Annotated in this window: 23 protein-coding genes; 5 read left to right on the forward strand and 18 right to left on the reverse strand. The window is 64.1% G+C overall.

From position 1 onward, the window contains the following. Positions 1-67 precede the first annotated feature (67 nt). The 12 genes from ACN22W_RS00965 to ACN22W_RS01020 all read right to left on the reverse strand — a co-directional run bounded on the left by ACN22W_RS00965 (position 68) and on the right by ACN22W_RS01020 (position 6,818). Entirely contained in the window at positions 68-532 is a 465-nt protein-coding gene (locus ACN22W_RS00965) for a hypothetical protein (RefSeq protein ID WP_419685781.1), read from the reverse strand. Positions 533-621: 89 nt separating this feature from the next. Next, positions 622-1,071: a phage virion morphogenesis protein gene (locus ACN22W_RS00970; RefSeq protein ID WP_419685783.1), complete on the reverse strand. Its 450-nt coding sequence runs from the start codon at positions 1,069-1,071 to the stop codon at positions 622-624. After that, entirely contained in the window at positions 1,071-1,481 is a 411-nt protein-coding gene (locus tag ACN22W_RS00975) for a phage tail protein (protein WP_419685785.1), read from the reverse strand. The genes ACN22W_RS00970 and ACN22W_RS00975 overlap by 1 nt, the downstream gene beginning before the upstream one ends. Then, the gene (locus tag ACN22W_RS00980; RefSeq protein WP_419685786.1) at positions 1,478-1,969 is read right to left on the reverse strand and encodes a hypothetical protein; all 492 of its coding nucleotides are present in this window, start codon (positions 1,967-1,969) and stop codon (positions 1,478-1,480) included. The genes ACN22W_RS00975 and ACN22W_RS00980 overlap by 4 nt, the downstream gene beginning before the upstream one ends. Further along, entirely contained in the window at positions 1,966-2,766 is an 801-nt protein-coding gene (locus tag ACN22W_RS00985; protein WP_419685787.1) for an N-acetylmuramidase domain-containing protein, read from the reverse strand. Before ACN22W_RS00985 ends, ACN22W_RS00980 begins: the two co-directional genes overlap by 4 nt. After that, a complete protein-coding gene (locus tag ACN22W_RS00990) occupies positions 2,759-3,079 on the reverse strand; it encodes a phage holin family protein (protein ID WP_419685788.1) in 321 nt (106 codons plus the stop codon). The genes ACN22W_RS00985 and ACN22W_RS00990 overlap by 8 nt, the downstream gene beginning before the upstream one ends. Beyond that, positions 3,079-3,453 (reverse strand): putative holin, encoded by a 375-nt coding sequence (locus ACN22W_RS00995; RefSeq protein WP_012327676.1) that lies wholly within the window; start codon positions 3,451-3,453, stop codon positions 3,079-3,081. The genes ACN22W_RS00990 and ACN22W_RS00995 overlap by 1 nt, the downstream gene beginning before the upstream one ends. A 2-nt stretch (positions 3,454-3,455) precedes the next feature. Further along, positions 3,456-3,668, reverse strand: coding sequence for a tail protein X (locus tag ACN22W_RS01000; protein ID WP_419685790.1), 213 nt, complete (start codon positions 3,666-3,668; stop codon positions 3,456-3,458). Further along, the gene (locus ACN22W_RS01005; protein ID WP_419685792.1) at positions 3,668-4,150 is read right to left on the reverse strand and encodes a head completion/stabilization protein; all 483 of its coding nucleotides are present in this window, start codon (positions 4,148-4,150) and stop codon (positions 3,668-3,670) included. Before ACN22W_RS01005 ends, ACN22W_RS01000 begins: the two co-directional genes overlap by 1 nt. A 104-nt stretch (positions 4,151-4,254) precedes the next feature. Then, positions 4,255-4,941 (reverse strand): terminase endonuclease subunit, encoded by a 687-nt coding sequence (locus tag ACN22W_RS01010; RefSeq protein ID WP_419685794.1) that lies wholly within the window; start codon positions 4,939-4,941, stop codon positions 4,255-4,257. Next, on the reverse strand, positions 4,938-5,963 hold the full coding sequence (locus tag ACN22W_RS01015) for a phage major capsid protein, P2 family (protein WP_419685796.1): 1,026 nt from the start codon (positions 5,961-5,963) through the stop codon (positions 4,938-4,940). The genes ACN22W_RS01010 and ACN22W_RS01015 overlap by 4 nt, the downstream gene beginning before the upstream one ends. Before the next feature lie 36 nt (positions 5,964-5,999). Next, the gene (locus ACN22W_RS01020; protein WP_419685797.1) at positions 6,000-6,818 is read right to left on the reverse strand and encodes a GPO family capsid scaffolding protein; all 819 of its coding nucleotides are present in this window, start codon (positions 6,816-6,818) and stop codon (positions 6,000-6,002) included. A 144-nt stretch (positions 6,819-6,962) separates the two neighbouring features. Here ACN22W_RS01020 and ACN22W_RS01025 point away from each other — a divergent pair, with 144 nt between their 5' ends. Both ACN22W_RS01025 and ACN22W_RS01030 read left to right on the forward strand, forming a co-directional pair. Further along, positions 6,963-8,729: a terminase ATPase subunit family protein gene (locus ACN22W_RS01025; RefSeq protein WP_419685799.1), complete on the forward strand. Its 1,767-nt coding sequence runs from the start codon at positions 6,963-6,965 to the stop codon at positions 8,727-8,729. Beyond that, entirely contained in the window at positions 8,729-9,781 is a 1,053-nt protein-coding gene (locus tag ACN22W_RS01030; protein ID WP_419685801.1) for a phage portal protein, read from the forward strand. Before ACN22W_RS01025 ends, ACN22W_RS01030 begins: the two co-directional genes overlap by 1 nt. Before the next feature lie 27 nt (positions 9,782-9,808). Here ACN22W_RS01030 and ACN22W_RS01035 read toward each other — a convergent pair whose 3' ends face one another. Beyond that, on the reverse strand, positions 9,809-10,510 hold the full coding sequence (locus ACN22W_RS01035) for an SOS response-associated peptidase family protein (RefSeq protein WP_419687350.1): 702 nt from the start codon (positions 10,508-10,510) through the stop codon (positions 9,809-9,811). 96 nt (positions 10,511-10,606) lie between these two features. Here ACN22W_RS01035 and ACN22W_RS01040 point away from each other — a divergent pair, with 96 nt between their 5' ends. Then, on the forward strand, positions 10,607-10,888 hold the full coding sequence (locus ACN22W_RS01040; protein ID WP_419685802.1) for a hypothetical protein: 282 nt from the start codon (positions 10,607-10,609) through the stop codon (positions 10,886-10,888). Positions 10,889-11,341: 453 nt separating this feature from the next. Here the strand turns inward: ACN22W_RS01040 and ACN22W_RS01045 are convergent, their stop codons facing one another. From ACN22W_RS01045 to ACN22W_RS01065, 5 genes are all read right to left on the reverse strand, one after another. After that, positions 11,342-12,046, reverse strand: a complete 705-nt coding sequence (locus ACN22W_RS01045) for a hypothetical protein (RefSeq protein ID WP_419685804.1) — start codon at positions 12,044-12,046, stop codon at positions 11,342-11,344. Positions 12,047-12,057: 11 nt separating this feature from the next. Next, positions 12,058-12,948, reverse strand: coding sequence for a DNA-processing protein DprA (locus tag ACN22W_RS01050; protein ID WP_419685806.1), 891 nt, complete (start codon positions 12,946-12,948; stop codon positions 12,058-12,060). 323 nt (positions 12,949-13,271) lie between these two features. Continuing rightward, positions 13,272-14,384 (reverse strand): type VI immunity family protein, encoded by a 1,113-nt coding sequence (locus ACN22W_RS01055; protein WP_419685807.1) that lies wholly within the window; start codon positions 14,382-14,384, stop codon positions 13,272-13,274. Positions 14,385-14,389: 5 nt separating this feature from the next. Beyond that, positions 14,390-15,157: a nuclease gene (locus ACN22W_RS01060; RefSeq protein WP_419685808.1), complete on the reverse strand. Its 768-nt coding sequence runs from the start codon at positions 15,155-15,157 to the stop codon at positions 14,390-14,392. After that, on the reverse strand, positions 15,154-15,693 hold the full coding sequence (locus ACN22W_RS01065) for a PAAR domain-containing protein (protein WP_419685810.1): 540 nt from the start codon (positions 15,691-15,693) through the stop codon (positions 15,154-15,156). Before ACN22W_RS01065 ends, ACN22W_RS01060 begins: the two co-directional genes overlap by 4 nt. Before the next feature lie 519 nt (positions 15,694-16,212). Here ACN22W_RS01065 and ACN22W_RS01070 point away from each other — a divergent pair. Beyond that, on the forward strand, positions 16,213-17,853 hold the full coding sequence (locus ACN22W_RS01070; RefSeq protein WP_419685811.1) for a TIGR04222 domain-containing membrane protein: 1,641 nt from the start codon (positions 16,213-16,215) through the stop codon (positions 17,851-17,853). A gap of 210 nt (positions 17,854-18,063) precedes the next feature. Continuing rightward, entirely contained in the window at positions 18,064-18,807 is a 744-nt protein-coding gene (locus ACN22W_RS01075) for an acetyltransferase (protein WP_419685813.1), read from the forward strand. Positions 18,808-18,811 lie beyond the last annotated feature (4 nt).

The raw sequence follows: 18,811 nt of genomic DNA on the forward strand, positions 1-18,811 counted from the left end.
GAAAAGGCCCGCTGGAGATTGCTCGGCGGGCCTCAGTGCTGCGACAACGAATCACTCGGTCGACCGTTCAGATTTCCGTGAGACTGCCCTGGAGGGCGATAAACACAAGCACACTGACGTCGATGATCACGTCGTCACTGCGAGCGGCTGATCCAAACCTTCCAGATTGAGGCAACGGCGTTTCATCGATTCTCTCGACAAACCAGTCCGCGGTGACTACGACGGTGAGAATATTGCGCCCCGTCGTGTTGCCAGCGACGTCTTTACCAGTTGCTACGAACGTCAGTCGAGCCGCGAGATCGCTACCCATCCGCACGTGCTCGACATTGCAGATGACACTTCCATGAGGCGTTGAAATGTCGAGAGCCAGAGGGCCAGCTTTCGTGGCTCTGACACCTTTCGATGCATAGTCAGTCGTCTGCAATATTTGCGACATGCCATTCAAAAAATAGTCCGCTACCTCGTTTAGTTGCACGCCTTTGGACAGGTGGTCGATAGCTTCTTTGGCTTTATAGGGATCGATCATGGACATCATGGCCTCCGTGGTGTGGAGTACCCATTCTGGCGACCTGGAAACCTCTGAACAAGGGACCGTCCAAGAAAATCTGTCCGCCCGTCACGTTATCGAGAAAGGTGATCAAGGATGATGTCTGCGATCCGGTCGACGTCGGCATCGGCCAGGCCGAGCAGCTCACGCACCGGATACTGGACGACCGGCCCGTTGCGTTCGACGCGATCGCGCAGGCCTTCCTGGTGCACGCGCGCGATGTGTTCGACCTGGCGCGTGAAATGCAGCACCGACGCGTCGGCGTTCGAGGCGGTTTTGAGGAAGCGGGCAGTGCGCAGCTTCGCGAACATCGCGCGGCGAATGCGGCCCTTCTTTCGCCGGGCCTGCGGCTTACGCGGCTCGTACCGGCTGCCGTCCGGGTTGCGGGCTTCGGCGATGCGCCGCGAATGGCGCCGGCGCAGCTCGACGGCCAGCCCCTTCGCCAGGACCGCGCGCTGCGCGGGCGTGAGCTGGCCGAGCAGGCCGGATGCCCATTCTTCGGCGCGAGACAGTCGGTCGACCATCAGGTCCCCGCGATCGGCGGTTCGCCGAAGTGGCGAATCTCGTAGCCGTCCGGCTGCTCGATGACGCCGACGCGCTCGGTCAGCTTCAGCAGAATCTCGACGTCGGATTTGCCGTTGTCGAGCAGCTCGGCCTGGAACTTGAACCCGTCGCGGCAGAGGTCGCGGTTCAGCAGTAGCTCGGGCTGGTGGATCTTCAGCCAGGCGATGATCGGCACCATCAGGTGATCCGAATGGCCGGCGTAGTCCGTCACGACGATGTCGAGCGTGTACGCGTACTCGAACGACAGCGACTTCGCAGCGGTGACGGCGATCGCCCCGTGTTCGATGAAGAGGTGCAGCCGGTCGGGATTGCGGGCGAACTCGGGCAGGGCGGCCGTGAGAGCCGCGCGCAGGCTGTCGGGCTTGTTCATGGAGCTGGTTCCTCGGTGTCGCGCACGCGAGCCTGCAGCGCGATCAACTGCTCGGCGTTTTCGTGACAGGTGGTGTAATTGCCCGCGACGGTTGCGGCGACGGCAGAGAGTGCAACGCCCGAGGGGGCCGCATCAGCGCTTCCGGGATCGCCCACCGGCACGTTGGCGACGGCGCCGTCGTGCACGCGCACAAACCCGACAGGAACAACGCAGGCGCGATCAGCTTCGCGATCCACATAAACGGGTACCTTTTTGATGATGGTGTCGCCCTTCTCGCGGACGACCTGGACACGGTCGACGTACTGCGTGACGACCTTCACGTCGCGGCGGGCCGCATCGCGCTCGGTGGTCCGCTCGCGCACGTCACGCGTGAGATCGTCGACGCGCTGGCCGCTGTCGACCAGGCGCGCATGCTGGATCGCGATGACGACGGCCGCAACGGCGAGCGCGATCGCGCCGACGACTAAGGTGCGAGCGCCGGCTGTCACGCGGCCGTCCGGCTGTAGCGATCGAATGCCCGTTCGAGCTTCACGTCGTACAGGTTTTCGGCGTACGCCTTGCCGTTGTACAGCTCGGCGAACTTCGCCCACTTCCGGCCGCGCAGCGCGGCGAGCAGCGTCTTGTCGGCGAGGATGAAGCGGACGAACGCCTCGAGCTGCTCGGCTTCGCTGACCCTCATTGCTTCGACGAATGCGAACACGTCCGGGTAGCCGAGCGCCTTCCAGTGGAAGCCCATGATTTGAAACGCGCCCCAGCTCGTCGCCTCGAGCGCGCACGCGGACGAAATCTGCGACGCGCTCGCCAGGCGCGCATATTCCGCCGCGTCGCCGGCGTAGCCGCCGCGCTTCGGGTTGACCAGGGCTGGATACTTCGCCGCCAGTGCATCCGCGTCCATGCCGGCCGCCGCGAGCTGGCGGTACATGATGTGCCGCTCGTAGAGGATCACGGGCCGTCCGTCCGGCAAGAAGCCGGCGCCGTGCGATTCCACTTCGTTGACGGCGCGTACGGCCGCGAGATCCACCTGCAGCCGATCGGCCGCGCGTTGCAGGTCCGCGTCGGTCAGATGTCGCGGATCGCGGCGGCCGGCCGCGAGTGTCGACCAGGTCTTCGGGCCGGCGATGCCGTCTGCGACCAGGCCGTGTGACGCTTGAAACGCCACCACTGCGCCGCGCGTCGCATTTCCGAAGATCGCGTCGGTGTCGATACGTGCGCCAGTCGCGACGAGCTGGCGTTGCAGGTAGCCGACATCGGCGCCACGTTCGCCCAGGCGAAGGGTCTTATACATGGCGCCCCCATACCTTGAATTGCAGCGTGCGCGCGATCAGCGAGTCGCTCGGGTCGCCACGGTGGAACAGCTCGACGACGTTGCCGCGCACGCCGTACACGGCGAGACACAGGACGCCGACCAGCACCGTGTCGGCAAGGTTCGCCGGCGGCAGCATGCCGAATGCCGCGCGGATCGGCGCGGCGCCGGCGGCCACCGCGATCGCATAGGCCAGGCACGACGCGAGCGGCCGGTGGGCGCTCGTGCCGCGACGGAACAGCACCAGGCGCAGCGCGAGTGCCGTGCACAGCAGCACGTAGAGGGTCGTGAGCATTACTTTTCCCTCCCCTTGAACACGTTCAGCAGCCGGTCGGGCGCGTCGGCCTGGGCGATCAGCCACAGCAGCAGCTTCACGACAAGCGCGGACGCGATCAGCGCGCCGATGCCGGCGTGCACCTCGACGCGCGCCGGCAGCACCGCGTCGAGTGCGGCCGCGAACAGCTCGGCCGTCAGGCAACCGGCGACGAACGAGATGACGAAAAACGCGATGCGTTTCGGGATCGACGGGTCAGCCGCGGTCATCACGAACAGCAGGGAGCCGGCAAAGGCGCCCATGACGACGTTGGCGTCGACGCCGGGAAACAGCGACAGCGTCGCGACGCCGAGCGCTGCGACCGTCGCGGACGACGTGGAAATAGGTTCAGCCATCTTCAGTCCCATAACTGGAGCCGCTCGGCGCCGGATTGCGCCGCTTGCGGTACTTCGTCGGGCAGCTCGACGAGCAGCCCGTGAGGCAGGATCGGGCCGTACTGCGCCAGGTCCCGATTGAGGTCGAGCACTGACTCGACGACGCCGCGCGTGCGGCCCAGCACGCGCCAGCACAATGCGTCTACGGTTTCGCCCTGCAGCGCGCGCACCTCCATCAGATCAGCTCCACGGTGACGCGCGGCCGGCCGACGATGTCGCTGATTGCCCACCGTGCGTCGCGGCGCAGCTCGTCGCCTTGCGGTTCCAGCTCGTCGGCGCGGCGGGCGCCATCGCCCGTCGTGTCGTAGTCGCGGTACCGCTCGACGAGTGTCGCTTTCGCCAGGCAGTACACCGCGCGCCGATATTGCTGCAGCCGTACGCTTTCGCCGTCGAGCTGGTCGGCCGGCACGTCGGTGAGGCACGTGATGCCGGCGTCGCGCCACATCGCGCGTGCGCTGCGCAGCTCGTCGTTGACCTCGGCGATCGCGGCGAGCAGCTCGTGCCGCAGACGGGCGTCGGTAACGGACCCGTCGAGGCGCATCGTGTCGCGCGCGTGCTCGAGCGACACATCCGGGTAAAACGGGTCGTTCTTGATCGGCTTGGCGGGTTCCGATTCCGGCGGCGCGCGCGACAGCGGCGGGGTTGAGACAAAGGACATGGTCGGGTTCGTCTGGTTGATCGGTAGAGGCGGTGGACGGGGCTTTCGCGCGGACGGTGCCGGCTACGGCCCCGTGCCGCCTGGTGCGCGGGGTACGCTCGGTGTCAGCCACCGGGGGCGGACTGGCCCCCGGTGGCGGAGTTCTTCAGCTCGCGCTCGAGCCGCTCGATGTCTTTCTTCACGCCCACGTTCGCGAAGAGCTGCAACGCGCGGCGCAGGTGGTCGAGAGCCTTCGCGGGATCGGACGCAGCCAGGCCGTAGCCGATGGCCTTGTGCAGCTTCGCGCGCACTTCATCGGGCATGTCGCAAACGACGGTCAACCATTCGATCTCGAGCAGCGGCTCGACCTGGATCGGATCGCCCGCCCGGTTCGCACGCAGTGCGGCTTCGGCGAATTCCTCGACCAGCAGACACGGTGTGCTGCGCTTGTACTGGTCGGGCAGTGCGAGCTCGTGGCGTACCGCGTACGCGCCGATCTCGAGCGCCCCTCGGAAGTCGCCGACGTCGATGCGCCAGACCATGATCGTCATCAGCACGTCGTCCTGGGCGCCGGCCGCGCCGTCCAGTACGCCGGCAACCCACGCGTCGTATGCGGGCAGAAACTGCCGCTTCAGGTCGGCCTTGCGCTCAAGCGACTCGACGGCCTTCAGCGCCCGGCGGTGTTCGTCGAGCTGCGCGAGCATCAGCGTGTACGCCGAGTCGTCGCGCAGCCCGCCGACACTCGTCGGCATACCGCGCGCGGCCGTGGCCGCGACGGTGCGCTGGAAGTGTTGGCGGAACGGGTTCGTCATGCGCCGTCCTTCGGTGCGACCGGTGCCGGCGCAGCGTCGACGAGCTGGATGCCCTCGACCACGCAGCCCGCGCCGTACTGCTCGATCACGTACGCGTCGTTGGAGCTTTCATAGTTCTCGATGCGATCGCGCTCAGGCACTTCCTTCAGCGAGCGCCGGCGCGCGCTCATTTGCCAGTAGATCGACAGGTTGTCCAGGCGCGTGACCATCAGCGCATGTGCAGGGAAGTACGGAACGCTGACGGCCGGCAGGTTGCCGACGCGCTTCTGCGATACGACGATGTCGGTTGCGAGTGTTTCGGTCGACGGCTGCGCTTGGTTGATGAGCGGGAAATACTTGTCCTGGAGCAGCTCGCGGCCGCAGATCACGACGAGATTCGGATCTTCGGCGTACCACGGGTCGAGAAACTCGTTACGCGCGAGCGAAACGACAGCGTCGAGATTCTTGAACTCCTCGCCCTTGCCGATCTTCACGCCCGCGAATACGCGTTGCTTCGCGTTGTTGCGGTACTGCTGCAACCAACCGATGTTGACGTCTTGCAGCAGCGGGTTCGTTTCCAGATTGGTGTCGGGCGCAACCTTCTCGCCGTGCCAGCCGATCATGATGCGATCGAGCGCTTGGCGCGCGATGATGGAATCGCGCACGCGCGCCTGAAAATCCGGGAACTTCGCCCACGCGTCGAGCTGCTGGTACCGAATATGGGTGTCGTAGTCCGTCTTCTCGCAGCGGTATTTCTGGTTGTCGAGTGCCGAGACGTCACGAGTCTCACGCGCGCGCTTGGTCGTATCGGTTCGGCTCGCGATCGGCCCGGACACGCCGAGGCCAATTTTCTCGCCTTCCATTTCCTCGACGCCGTGGATGTTGATGCGACCGAGGAAGCTGCTCGATTCCTGAATTTTGGTTTCGAGTGTCTGCTGCACGCTCGGCGCGACCGAAAATTTCTTCGTTGCATCGCCGACGCTGTTCAGTTCCTGGATGCGGGCCAGGAACCGGTTGTACTGCTCGCGGGTAGTGTTCCGCATGGGTTCTCCGTCTTTCGAAAATGGGATGAGGGCGGGTTAGCAGTCGGTTTGCGCGCCGTTGTCGCTGCCCGTCGACGTCGGCCGCTGCTGCGTGCTGCTATCGGTGCGCGACAGCTTCACGACCAGTTCGCTGTGACGTTTGTCGCCGTCCTGCTGCGCGCGCTTCAGCTCGTCGAAATTCGCGTTGAATTTCTCGAGCTGCTCGAGCACCTGGCCCTGGCTTTCTGCGAGTGCGACGACCGATTGCGAGAGGTCGGAGAAGCGCTGGTCGTCGGAAGCCTTCTTGCGGTTCAGCAAGCCGGACACCTTTGAGAACAGCGAGCGGCTGGTGTCGTTCGTGCGCGGCGTTTCGTCGTCGAGTTCGATGTCGGCTTCGATCGCGGCACTGAAGAGGTTTTCCGGGCGTTGCTTGCGCGTGTCGTACGCCTTGTGCTTCGCGCTGAACTCGAGCATGTCGGTGCCGAGACTCGCCGGGTTGTCGGTGACGGCCAGGCCGACCAGATACGCCTCGCCGGTACCAGCGAAATCCGGGTCGACTTCCATCGATGAATAGACCTTCTGGCGTTGCTCGTTGGTCATTTCGACCAGGTCTTTCGTCGGCGAGAGCTGGGCGAGCAGGCGCAGCTTGCCGTCCTGTTCGTCGGTCTTCAGCGCGATCACATCGCCGTACGCGCGGAACGCGCTGTCCGGATACATGCCGCGAATGTGTTCCATGTTGATGCGCGCGCCGTACGTCTTCGGGTCGTAGCTGCTCGCCATTTGCTCGAGCATCGTGCGATCGATCTTGCGACCATCAGTGGTCGCGCCTTCCGTCGCGATGCAGAAAAACTTTGTCTTCGTCGTGTCCTGTGCCATGTGCGAATCCGCTGAGAGAGGGCTGTGTTCAGGGATTCCAGTTTCGGCAGTTCGAACCGGCGTCGCAATGCATGTTGGTTGTGCGCGCAACCGATACAACCGGATGCAGTAGGGCCTACGCGCGCGCGTCGGTAGCCTTGCGGCATGACTGCACTTCCCATCGATTCATCCGACGTAGATCCACGCCGACGCGCACGTGACCTGTACTGGCAGGGGTATCGAATCGCGCGTATCGCAGAGCTGCTCGGCGTGAAGCCGGCCACGCTCTATAGCTGGAAAAAGCGCGATCAATGGGACGACACTGAGCCGATTGACCGCGTGAACATGACGATCGAAGCGCAGTTGATCAAGCTTGTGACGAAGGAGGCGAAGGAGGGGCGCGACTACAAGGAAATCGACCTGCTGACGCGCCAGCTCGACCGGTTGCGCTCGCGCCCGGCGAACGACGCAAAGGTGAGCGAATCCGGGAGCACGGGCGGCACGCGCCGCGCGCGCAGCTCGGACGATCGCAACGCGTTCAGCGAAGAGCAGGCTGCGAAGCTGAACGACGCGTTTCTCGAATCGATCTTCGACTATCAGCGCACCTGGTATCGCGCGGGCTTCAAGGAACGGATTCGCAACATCCTCAAGAGCCGGCAGATTGGCGCGACCTGGTACTTCGCGCGCGAGGCGCTGCTCGACGCACTGAACACGGGGCGCAACCAGATCTTCCTATCGGCCAGCAAGGCGCAGGCGCACGTGTTCCGGCAGTACATCGTCCAGTTCGCGAAAGACGCGGTCGGCGTCGAGCTGCGCGGCGATCCGCTCGTGCTGCCGAACGGCGCGACGCTGTACTTCCTCGGCACGAACGCGCGCACCGCGCAGAGCTACCACGGCAACCTGTATTTCGACGAGTACTTCTGGGTGCCGCGCTTCCAGGACTTGCGGAAGGTCGCGTCGGGCATGGCGATTCACGATCACTGGCGGCAGACGTATTTCTCGACGCCGTCGAGTCTCGCGCACGACGCCTATCCGTTCTGGTCGGGCAAGCTGTTCAACCGCGGCCGACCGAAGGATCAGCACGTTTCGATCGACATTTCACACACGGCGCTGGCTGGGGGGCTGTCGTGCCCGGATGGTCAGTGGCGCCAGATCGTGACGGTCGAGGATGCGGTGCGCGGCGGGTGTAACAGCGGGGAGAAGCCGCTGTTCAACCTCGATCGGCTGCGGCTCGAGTACAGCGCCGAGGAATACGCGAACCTGCTGCTGTGCCAGTTCATCGACGATTCGCTGTCGGTGTTTCCGCTGGCGACGTTGCAGACGTGCATGGTCGACACCTGGGAGGTGTGGGACGACTTCAAGCCGCTGTACCTGCGTCCGTTCGGCGACGAAGAGGTGTGGATCGGCTACGACCCGTCGCACACGGGCGACAGCGCGGGCTGTGTCGTCATTGCGCCGCCGAAGTATCCGGGCGGGAAATTCCGCGTGCTCGAGCGGTTCCAGTGGCACGGCCTGGACTTCGAGGCGCAGGCCGCGCAGATCGAGGCGCTGACCAGGCGCTACCGCGTCACCTACATCGGCATCGACACGACCGGAATCGGGCAGGGCGTCTATCAGCTCGTCACGAAGTTTTTCCCGGCCGCGACGCCGTTCCACTACTCGGTCGAGATCAAGACCGCGCTCGTGATGAAGGCGCAGAACGTGATCCGCAAGGGCCGGCTCGAGTTCGACACGGGCTGGAAGGATCTCGCCGCCTCGTTCATGGCGATCAAGAAAACGATCACGCCCAGCGGGCTGCAGGTCACGTACAAGGCGAGCCGCTCGGAAGAGGCGAGCCACGGCGACCTGGCCTGGGCGTGCATGCACGCGCTCGCAAACGAGCCGCTCGAGGGCGCGACGGGCACCAATACCGGATTCATGGAGATTTTCTGATGTCACGCAAGTATCGACGCGGCGCCGGGCGCCGCACGCATGGCCGCGCCGAGCAGGCCGCCGACTCGATGCCGGCACCGGCGCCGCGCACCGAGGTATTTTCGTTCGGCGATCCGATCGAAGTGATGGATCGGCGCGAGCTGCTCGACTATGTTGAATGTATGCGGATGGGAAACTGGTACGAGCCGCCGCTGCCCCTGGACGGGCTCGCGCGCTCGTTCCGGGCCGCGCCGCATCACAGCTCGGCCATCTACGTGAAGCGCAACATCCTCGTGCAGTCGTATATCGAGCATCCGCTGCTGTCTCGGGCCGACTTCAGCCGGTTCGTGCTCGAGTACCTGGTCTTCGCGAACAGTTACCTCGAGCTGCGCACGAACCAGCTCGGCGCGCCGATGGCCCTGAAGGCGTCGCTTGCGAAATACACACGGGTGGGCGTCGAGCCGGGTCAATACTGGTTCGTCACGAACGTGCGCGAGCCGCATGCGTTTCCGAAGGGCGCGGTCTATCACCTGTACGAGCCCGACCTGAACCAGGAGATTTACGGGCTGCCCGAATACCTGTCGGCGCTGAACTCGACCTTGCTAAACGAAAGCGCGACGCTGTTCCGCCGGCGCTACTACAAAAACGGTAGCCACGCGGGCTTCATCCTGTACATGACCGACGCGGCTGAGAAGCAGGAAGACGTCGACAACCTGCGATCGGCACTGAAGAACGCGAAGGGGCCGGGCAACTTCCGGAACCTGTTCATGTACGCGCCGAAGGGGAAGAAGGACGGTATCCAGCTCCTGCCGATCGGGGAGGTCGCGGCGAAGGACGAGTTCTGGAACATCAAGAAGGTGACCGTCGAGGATCAGCTCGCGGCGCACCGTGTGCCGCCGCAACTGATGGGGATCATCCCGTCGAACGCGGGTGGGTTCGGTGACGTGGAAAAGGCGGCCGGGGTATTCAATGGCCTCGAGATCGAGCCGCTGAAGGCGCGGCTCCGTGAGCTGAACGACTGGATCGGATTCGAGGTCGTGCGGTTCGGTCCTTACGTGCCGCCGGCGCAGTAATGTGCCGCCGCGTGCTGACAGTGCTGGTTACTTCGTCGGCCGATCAGGCGCGGCGGCCATTTCGTCGGCCGGGTAGAGCTGCAGCATCGCGCGCGCAGCTTCGACGTTCTTCGTGTGCAGCCATTCGTCGTAGTCGGTCGGCCGTAGCATCACGACGCCCCGCTTCTCGTCGTCAGGCCGGTGCATGAGGCGGAATAGCGGGTGTTCGTCCGCGTTGAGCGTCAGCATGGTCATACCGATCAGCACGCGGCCGTCGTCGCCCTGGTAGCGTCGCCAGATGCCAGCGACGCAGTAAGCGCTCCAGTCGGCAAGGCCGATACGCTGCCACACGCACTGGCCGCGATCCCATCCGCCACCGGCCTTCGGTTTCGCATGCGGATATGACGGTTCGACCACGTACTGCGCTGGTATCAGACAACGCTGGCCGTCGCGCCACGCGCGCTGATACAGGCGCTTCTCGGCAACCTCTTCGCCGCGCGCGTTGACGGTGTCGAACTTCTTCCGCTTTTTGCCGTTCTCGTCGACGCGGTCCGGCTGTATGAACTTCGGCCAGAAGCCAAACACGGCTTCTGTGACGGCCGAGCCGTCGCCGTCCGGAAGTACGACCGGTGCCCGGTAGTCGGGCCACACGTCGACGTCCCACGGCGCGCGGCGAAACAGGTCGCCGATGCCGATCTTCAGCTCGTTGATGCCCGGATCTTCGTTCGGCGCTTTGTAGTTGGTGCACATCACTGTCCCCTTTTCTCGTCGGACTGGCGCTGCTGATTGCACCGTATCGGGAATCGTCGCGCGCAACTACACTGTATAAATATACAGGTGTTGGTGATGGGTAGCGATCGATCAGGCCACGGCCTATTCAGCCCGAAGCTCGACGGTCCGTGCTGGACATGCGAGCACTGGAGCGGATACATCGCGGGCAGCGACAGGACGGCCGTGTGCTTCCAGCCGGGCGCCGAGCATGTGCGCGCGATCGCCGTATCGGGCTGCGCATTCTGGGTTCGTGCGATCGGGCTGGACGAGCTGACGGACGCGCAATGCGACGCATTCGTGCAGGAGTACCGGCCGGAATACCCATATCCGAAGCGCTCACGCGCGCTGCGGAAATAACTTATAAAACGCTTGTGTAGAAGATCGCCGCCGCGCTCGGCATCACGGACGCGCAGCTCGACGTCTGACGAGCGGTCGGCCGGCAGCAAAAAGCCGCCAGGCACTTCGGTGCCGGCGGCTTTTTTGCGTCCGTCGCCGGTGCGCGGCCTCGGCGGATTAGGGCGCCTCAGAGCGGCCGCCGCCTAGACGCACCCCAAGGGTCGAGCGAGCCCGCCGCAGGGCCGTGGCGGGCCGCCTGGCGCGCCGGATGCGCCATTCCAAGGGCCGGACCCTGCCTCTGGGATGACGATTCGGACCCGGCGCGCGCAGTTGTGACCCCGCCCCACCTGCCCGCAAAAATGAACGGTTTTTATGCACTCATGCGCCTGGCGCTCCGGGCCGCCCGGCGCGGGCCGCGCGGCGATCGGTGGGTCGATTCTCCTATGCACTTTTATGCGCCTTGTTTATGCACCCTCAATCGTCGTCGTCTTCTTCGACGTCGAGATCGTCAAAGTCTGCGAAAGGATCGGGCACAATCCGGCGCGCTACGAACTGGCCTACCACTTCGACGTGAGCGAAATATCGCTTCAGCTCACGCGAGGCAGCAACGTAGTGAGCCCCGGTGGTCAGCATGTCATCGAACAGGAATATGAGGCCGGGTTTGTTGTCTGGATCTCCCGAGTTTTCATCGAAGTTGATGTCGTCGTAGAGTTCGTCAGGTGTTGGCCGATGTTCGGATTCGTGACTCGCGGCAAAGCGACCGCTGAAAGAAAGGCAATCACGGATATCAAGCTCGACGCCTGAGTGCATGGCGATGCGCTCTAACACCTGCATCATTCGGGGGTCGTAGTTCGGGTCCTCGCGCTTCTTTGATGGCGGTACCGGGATCAAGCAGACGCGGTGCTTGCGCTTCAGCTCGGCCCATTTCCAGAATTGAGCGAAGTGGCGCGCAACGCGGTCAATTGCCTCGCCTTTGTATCGCCAGTCGGCGAATCGCTCTCGATCCTTTTTCTTCTTGAGGTTGCTGATGAGCTGGTTCGTTTCCGAGAAATTCCACTTCTCGCCGTTCGTGTGCTCGTACGGCGTGTATTCCCCCCAGAAGTAGCACTTCGCCGCGTCCGGTAGGTGCGGATGATCTTTCTGCTCCAGCTCGCCGACGACTCGCAGCCGCTTCGGCATCGGAGGCTTAATCATGCGGTGGCCAGCTCCCGTTTGATGTCGTCGAATTCGCGCACTCGAATAGCGCCGAGCTTCTCGTACTTGTGCGGCCAGGTGATTGCTGGGTTGTGGAAATTGCTTTCTAAGATGAAGAGCTTCCGCCCTTGATTTAGGGCCGCCTGCGCTTGAATCAGTGTTCCCGATGTTTCACCGGCCTCGATGATGATCGTTGCTTGTGTAAGCGCGGACATCGTCTTGTTTCGTTCCGGGAAAAAGAACCGGTTTCCCTTCCACGTTTGGCTGAGATAGCGTAGGACGGGAACTTGGCTGACAACCAAGAACTCTTCCGCGATGCGACGCTGAAGATCGCTGTTTTCTCGCGGATATGCTTCGGATATCGGTGTCCCGATGACGGCGATAGTGCGTCCGCCAGAAGAGATCGCAGTTTCGTGCGCGATCGTGTCGACACCTTGCGCGAGGCCGGACACCACTGTGAAGTCGTGTTCGACCAGCGCCCGCACTAACTTACGAGTCCGCGCAGCACCTTCGGCCGACACTTTCCGAGTACCCACTACGGCAACGCGGCGGGGAGATTCAGCAAGCTCCCACGAACCAAGGAAGTAAAGAACTTCGATCGGTTCTTTCGCGTCACGAAGACGCGACGGATAGTCGGGCGTGCCGTTGATCCGCACACCGAACCGCTTGATGCCGTTCTTCGTGAAATGTTCTACGACCTCGGATGCAGTTTCATCTGCAACGTGTTCGTCCACCAGGTCCGACGGGAGCATCCCCGGATTGGCTTCGAAAAGCTCGGCGAGCTTCTTCGTGCTGCTATTCGGTTGCTTCCACAGGTACTCATACGCGCCGATCTCGATACGGGTGTCGACGGCCTTATCTTCTAGGAACTCAAGCCAGTTGCTCATGACTTCCTCATAGGTTTGCTTGGCATTGCTTTCAATGTGATGCTCCGGGCGGGCATCGCAAGAGTGATACTGTAAAAATATACAGTAGTTTGGCGGGAGGTGTGGTCGAACGCCCGTTGCCGGAAGAATGCAGACATCTCGTTTGTTCCCCATTAATTGAGGCACTAGCAAGAGTCTACCAGCCCGAAATTCCTTCGCGCGGGGTTCTGTTCGTATCGATCGACGCCGGCGTGGCCCCGTGAGAGCCAGTCAGCCACGCAGGCGACGTTCGAGGAAAGCTGGTGGTCACGTGAGTTTTGCCACCGTCGATTGCTGCGGGGTCATTAAACCGGCGACAGCTTCGGCGTATTGTGCAGTTCGACCCAGTAGCCAGGGAGTTCGTCGTCCGGCACGTTGAAGCGCCGTAGCCAGGCTTCGCTCGCAACGGTGGTGCTGAGAAGAGGGGCGGTGCTGCTGACCGTGCCATCTTGCAGGCTGTCGATCGTGTCGGCGACGATGGGGCGCAGCGCCTTGTTCACCAGGACGTATGCGGCCGGCAGTGCCGGCGGTTGCCCTGCCCCCATCGATACGCCTGTTTGCGGCTCCGTGCCCGCCTGAATGATGAGGCCGCCGTCGCCGAGCGGGGTCTTTCTATACCAGTCCGGGGGCAGCATTAGCGCAGCCGCACCGCCGGCCGCGCGCACTAGATCGCCATCGATTGCGGTCAACCAGTCGACGGTCTTGAGCTTGTCCGTGAGGTCGCGCACGCACGTGCGCCGTGGACTGCCGACGTCGAGCCCGGCCCCGTACTGGCGCGCCCAAAAATACTCGCTCGCTTCGTTCGGATCGCGCCCCATCGGCGGGAGGTTGACCGCGTAGCCGCCGTGCCCGTGCACGGGGCGTAACCAATCCGCGAATTCGGCAAACAGGCGCTCGAACGCGCCGGGGGCGAGTTGCAGGAAGCTGCGCGGCACCGTGAACGACATGACGTCGAGGCTGCGCCCGAACTTCGCTTCCCAGTCTTCGAGGCAGAACACGGAGAAATCGTAGAAGCCGGCCGCGAGCTTGTGATCCGCGCTGGTCGTGGTCGACACGAGCGCGGCGTTACTCGGCAGGCGCTTCGCCAGATCGGGAAAGCCGGGGGACTTGTCGAACGCGACGGGCGTCTCGCCTTCCGCGTAGAACCATCGCATCGGGCCGGCCTTCGGCGCGTCGCGGCCTTCGGCCTGTGCCAAAGCCACCTCGTACTTGGTCATGACGTCGAGGTAGCGGTCGTAGCAGCGCGTCAGCGCCTTGCGCACGGAATCCTCGTAGCCGTTTCTGAAGTACAGGACGCCACGCACTACGAACGCAGCGCCTACGATGCCCTTCTGATATGGCGGCTCGAACAGCCCATACGGCAGGGTGTCGCGGCGCTTGGGGTCGTTGGCCCACGCGGCCAGTTCGTCTTTCGTCATGGTATTCAGGGGAGCGCGAAGCCGGGGACGCCCGGCGGCAAGTGTGGGATCGGGGCGGGCAACGCGCGGTTCGGCCCGGCCGGGCTGACGCCGAAAAGCGACTCAGCGTCGGATTGCGTTTGCGTCGATTGCACGGGCTTTTCGTCTCCCTTGTCGTCGCGGCATCCGCAGTCGGCAGGGCGCAGCGTCACCACCTTTTTGTCGCTTCCGGCGATGCGCACGTATGCCTCCTTTTGACGGTCGCCGTACGAGTCCTCGAACTTCATTTCGACGACCGTCTTGATATTCGGTTGCTCGGGCGGCAAAGCTGGATTGCGAACAATCACGACGTCGGGCCGGCGCGTTTGATCCAAGCCCGCCTTCTTTCCGTCGCGGTAGCCTTTCATGCCGCCCGGCCAATTATCGCGTATCCAGTCGACCATGGAATCGGGGCGCAGCGGGCTGGCTTCTTCCATGATCGGGACCGGTGGTGCCGGCGGTGTCGGGCTCATGTCGTAGCTGACTTCCGGCAGATACTCGGTCGGCCCGCCGAATGTCTTGCGGGACGATTCGTTCATGGCGTCCAGCCGTTGCGCGACGCACGCCTGCCTGAGTGTTCTCGACCGGCCTCGCTTGTCCTCGCGCGTCGCGACCCCGATGCGCGTGCAGGGGCACATGACGCCGCAGAGCACTTCCTTATCCTTCCCGGATAAGCGGCCGTCGAGGCCGACGGGGGTCGTTACTCCGTCGCCCCTGCTCGGGCCGGCGGCCGAGCTGCTCGAATAATCGGTCATGCCTTGCTCGAATCCGCGGTGCTCGTTGTGCCCGGTTGGCGAAACGATAGCGACGCGGCCTGCTGCGTGTTCAACCAGTCCGTATGGCCGTCTGCGTCCGTTGTGCCGTGGATGGTCTGGCCGTCCGTTGACGTGACCGTGTACGGATGGTTTGCGATCGGACGGCGTGTGTTGTCGTCGACGACCTGGAAGCGTCCGCGATTGGGGCCGTCGTTCTGCGCGACTACGCTTTTGCCGCCACCAACTGGCGCGCCGGCGCCCGACGTCGGAGACGCCGTTGCGGTGCCTTGGGACGCGATCAGGGTTGCGCCGCATGCCGTCATGTCGCCGTCCGACACGACCGGTCGACCGTGGAACGTCATGTGCAGGTCGGCCTTGATCTTGACGATCGGATAGAGGCCGCCGCAGCGCGGACATGAAACCATGTCGCCGAGCAGGGCCAGTGCCTTCCCGTCGACGGTGTTGGTCATATCGCTGGCTATAACGCGGCCGCCGTGCGAGGTCGTGTCGCCGTCCCGAATGAATGCGAAGCCCATGCCGAACCCTATGAGGAATTGGATTCGCCGACTCTAGCATGTGGCGCGCAAGCCGCTTCCCTGTTGGTGTTGACAGGTTTTTGAGATTGTCAAGTGACGAGAGGGAACGGGATATCGACGGTCCGGATTGCTTCCGGTTTGTGCGGATCGTTGAGGGTGGCCGGTGACGAATTCTTCCGGCTAGAGTCGTGGTGATTTTTCTCCGTAGCAGCGTCGCCCACGCTGGCGCGAACTACAGTGAAATTACAGTTTGGACGAGCTTGGATGGTCCTGATTGACCTTGGTTAGCCTTGGTTTTGCAGATTGCGAGTTGCGTAAGGCATTGATTTTATTGACGTCTTGGAGTGCCGGTAAAGCTCCGAAGGCAGGGGTTGCCGGCTTGATCCGAACCGGGTGCGCCAAAACATGCCTGTTCAGGCTCTCGGCGGTTTCGCCGCCACGCCGCTGTGCGAGAATCGTCCGCAACGACCACTCCAAGCGTCGATCGCGGCGGCCGTCCGTGCATCGCGCCGACTCCCGATGGCTGCCATTCCGTCTACCTCGATCGCAGTCGATGCCCGCGCGCTGACCGACGCGCAGCAGGCGCTGCTCGCGCGTCTGCAAGCCTATTCTCCCGACGATCCGAATGCGCCGCTGCCGTACAGCCGACGCCTCGCCGACGCCGAAGGCTGGCCGCACGCGCACGCGCTGGCCGTGATCGACGAATACAAGCGCTTCGCGTTTCTCGCGCAAGCGGCCGGGCACCCGGTCACGCCGTCGGTCGCGGTCGATGCCGCCTGGCATTTCCATCTCCAGTACACGCTCGAATACTGGGACGTCTTCTGCGCCGGCGTGCTGCGCGCGCGGCTGCATCACATGCCCGGCACGGGTGCGCCGGACGAGGCCGCCGTGTACGCGCAGCGCTATCGCGACACGCTCGACAGCTATCGCCGGCTGTTCGGCTGCGAGCCGCCCGAGTCGATCTGGCCGCCGCTCGCGAGCCCGCCCGCCGCATCCGGATCGCCGGAGCCGGCCTTGCCGGCCGAGGGCTGGCCGGAAGAAGCGGACCCGCCGTCCGTCCCGCCCGCCAGCAGAACCTGGCGCAACCGGCTGCCGAAACTCGTGTGGCCGGCGGCTGCCGCGAGCGTCGCCGCGACCTGCGCATCGGCGCAGGACTTCGACGTGCTGAACTACACCGGGCCGCAGTTTCTCGCGCTTTACGTGCCGGCCTGCGTCGTCGCGCTGTTGCTGATCGCGGGCCTGCAATGGATCGAGTACCGGTGGCGGCGCTGGGGCAAGCGCACCCGAAAGACGTCCGACGAACTGACGGTCGATGAAGCCGCCTTTCTCACCGGCGGCGAAGCGCGGCTCGCGCAGGTCGTGACGATGTCGCTCGCGCATGCGGGCGCGGTCGAATTGCGAACCGTCCCGAAGCACGGCGCGTATGTGAAGATCGGCGACCTGCAGCGCGCGGGCCCGTACGACGACCATTGTTCGTGGCTGAGCGAGCAGCCGGACGGCGAAGTGCGCTATAGCGCATTTCGCCAGCGGCTCGCGCGGTATGCACTGGAACTGGCCGACGGGCTGCGTGCACAGGGCTGGCTGTGGGCACCCGGCGAGATGCGTGCGTCGCGGCTGGCCGCCCGTGCGATCGTGCTGCTCGTGCTTGGCGCCGGCGCCGCGAAACTCGCGGTCGGGCTGAGCCGCGGTCGGCCGGTGCTGCTGCTCGTCATCTGCATGGCGGTGTTCGCGATTGCATACCGGATTCTCGTGCGGCGCCTGACGGGCTTCGGGCAGGGCGGGACGACGGCCGCCGGACAGGCGGCGCTCGTCGCCCGCCGGATCTCGCACGATGCGCGCGCCGTGCACGGCGCGGGCGTGGTGCGGGATGCCGCCGGCACGCCCGACGCGCGCAACGGCGAGCGCGCGGCGGCGAACGACCTGTTGTGGACCGCCGCGCTGTTCGGCGCAGGCGCGCTGGCCGGTACCGCGTGGGCCGCGTACTCGGGCATCGTGCTGGCGCCGCCGCTGTTCGGGGCCGGAGCGGTGAGGACCGGCGGCGGTTCGAGCTCGTCGGACAGCAGCTGTTCGTCGTCGAGTTGCAGTTCGTCGAGTTCGTGCAGCTCCAGTTCCAGCTCATGCAGCTCAAGCAGTTGCGGCGGGTGTTCGTCGAGCAACTGAGGGGGGGCGGGACCATCCGGCCAACTTGGGATCCCCCCACCCCCATCGGCGGAACAGAAGTCAGAACGCCGTTCTTATTCGTTGTCGGTCGTTGTCGCGCGCTTTCTATACTGCATCGTCCACGATCGCGGCCGATGTGCCGCATCGTTTCTCAGTCCCTGCCCGGCGGCCTCGGCATCGAGCCGCTGCGCCGGCACACTTGCGATCGCAATGAACGTTACGACCTCCGACGACTGTATTGGCGTGCTGTCCGACCATCCGTGGGCGAAGCATTTCATCGTGCTGGGCTACCGGGATGGCGCCGTTTCGTCCATTCCAAACAATTTTTTCCGCGACTGGCTCGACGAAGAGGCGCAGGTTGGCACCTTTCATATCGGCCGTTGCTCGGGGCTCGGCGTGGGCTCGATTGCGAAGTACGACCAGGGCCATCAGAAACTCGTGATCGGCAAGAACGTGGCCGGCGGAATGCGCCTGCGATTCCTGCTGAACGGTCAGCACGAGATGCGCACCATTTCCACGAGCATGTTCAGCGTCTACGGTAACGGTCTCGTCAATGCGCCGATGCCGCAATACGCGGATACCGTGATCCACAACGACGTCTGGATCGGCGATGAAGCGCTGTTCCTGGGCGGCAGCCAGATCGAGAGCGGATGCGTGATCGGCGCGCGGGCCGTCATTCCGCCCAATTTCCGCACCGAGGCCTACGGGATCTATGCGGGCTCGCCGGCGCGTCTGGTTCGCTTCCGCTTCACGGAGAAAGTGCGCGAACAACTGCTGCAGCTCGCGTGGTGGGACATGCCGCTCGACTGGATCAAGCAGAACAACGACGCATTTCTGGTCGATCTCACTGCCGACGAAGGGCGTGCGCTCGACACGCTCGCGGCGCTCAAGGAGGCCAAGGACCGTGCAGTGAACGAGTCGGTGCAACCGGTCGTTGCACCGACTCCTATCTAACCAT

It is taken from the genome of Burkholderia theae, from assembly GCF_048565265.1.
GTDB lineage: Bacteria > Pseudomonadota > Gammaproteobacteria > Burkholderiales > Burkholderiaceae > Burkholderia > Burkholderia theae.

Excerpts from the sequence above, each read along its gene's own strand:
- ACN22W_RS00965 (WP_419685781.1), bottom strand. The coding sequence starts at position 532 with ATGTCCATGATCGATCCCTATAAAGCCAAAGAAGCTATCGACCACCTG.
- ACN22W_RS00970 (WP_419685783.1), bottom strand. The coding sequence starts at position 1,071 with ATGGTCGACCGACTGTCTCGCGCCGAAGAATGGGCATCCGGCCTGCTC.
- ACN22W_RS00975 (WP_419685785.1), bottom strand. The coding sequence starts at position 1,481 with ATGAACAAGCCCGACAGCCTGCGCGCGGCTCTCACGGCCGCCCTGCCC.
- ACN22W_RS00985 (WP_419685787.1), bottom strand. The coding sequence starts at position 2,766 with ATGTATAAGACCCTTCGCCTGGGCGAACGTGGCGCCGATGTCGGCTAC.
- ACN22W_RS00990 (WP_419685788.1), bottom strand. The coding sequence starts at position 3,079 with ATGCTCACGACCCTCTACGTGCTGCTGTGCACGGCACTCGCGCTGCGC.
- ACN22W_RS00995 (WP_012327676.1), bottom strand. The coding sequence starts at position 3,453 with ATGGCTGAACCTATTTCCACGTCGTCCGCGACGGTCGCAGCGCTCGGC.
- ACN22W_RS01000 (WP_419685790.1), bottom strand. The coding sequence starts at position 3,668 with ATGGAGGTGCGCGCGCTGCAGGGCGAAACCGTAGACGCATTGTGCTGG.
- ACN22W_RS01005 (WP_419685792.1), bottom strand. The coding sequence starts at position 4,150 with ATGTCCTTTGTCTCAACCCCGCCGCTGTCGCGCGCGCCGCCGGAATCG.
- ACN22W_RS01010 (WP_419685794.1), bottom strand. The coding sequence starts at position 4,941 with ATGACGAACCCGTTCCGCCAACACTTCCAGCGCACCGTCGCGGCCACG.
- ACN22W_RS01015 (WP_419685796.1), bottom strand. The coding sequence starts at position 5,963 with ATGCGGAACACTACCCGCGAGCAGTACAACCGGTTCCTGGCCCGCATC.
- ACN22W_RS01020 (WP_419685797.1), bottom strand. The coding sequence starts at position 6,818 with ATGGCACAGGACACGACGAAGACAAAGTTTTTCTGCATCGCGACGGAA.
- ACN22W_RS01025 (WP_419685799.1), top strand. The coding sequence starts at position 6,963 with ATGACTGCACTTCCCATCGATTCATCCGACGTAGATCCACGCCGACGC.
- ACN22W_RS01030 (WP_419685801.1), top strand. The coding sequence starts at position 8,729 with ATGTCACGCAAGTATCGACGCGGCGCCGGGCGCCGCACGCATGGCCGC.
- ACN22W_RS01035 (WP_419687350.1), bottom strand. The coding sequence starts at position 10,510 with ATGTGCACCAACTACAAAGCGCCGAACGAAGATCCGGGCATCAACGAG.
- ACN22W_RS01040 (WP_419685802.1), top strand. The coding sequence starts at position 10,607 with ATGGGTAGCGATCGATCAGGCCACGGCCTATTCAGCCCGAAGCTCGAC.
- ACN22W_RS01045 (WP_419685804.1), bottom strand. The coding sequence starts at position 12,046 with ATGCCGAAGCGGCTGCGAGTCGTCGGCGAGCTGGAGCAGAAAGATCAT.
- ACN22W_RS01050 (WP_419685806.1), bottom strand. The coding sequence starts at position 12,948 with ATGAGCAACTGGCTTGAGTTCCTAGAAGATAAGGCCGTCGACACCCGT.
- ACN22W_RS01055 (WP_419685807.1), bottom strand. The coding sequence starts at position 14,384 with ATGACGAAAGACGAACTGGCCGCGTGGGCCAACGACCCCAAGCGCCGC.
- ACN22W_RS01060 (WP_419685808.1), bottom strand. The coding sequence starts at position 15,157 with ATGACCGATTATTCGAGCAGCTCGGCCGCCGGCCCGAGCAGGGGCGAC.
- ACN22W_RS01065 (WP_419685810.1), bottom strand. The coding sequence starts at position 15,693 with ATGGGCTTCGCATTCATTCGGGACGGCGACACGACCTCGCACGGCGGC.
- ACN22W_RS01070 (WP_419685811.1), top strand. The coding sequence starts at position 16,213 with ATGGCTGCCATTCCGTCTACCTCGATCGCAGTCGATGCCCGCGCGCTG.
- ACN22W_RS01075 (WP_419685813.1), top strand. The coding sequence starts at position 18,064 with ATGAACGTTACGACCTCCGACGACTGTATTGGCGTGCTGTCCGACCAT.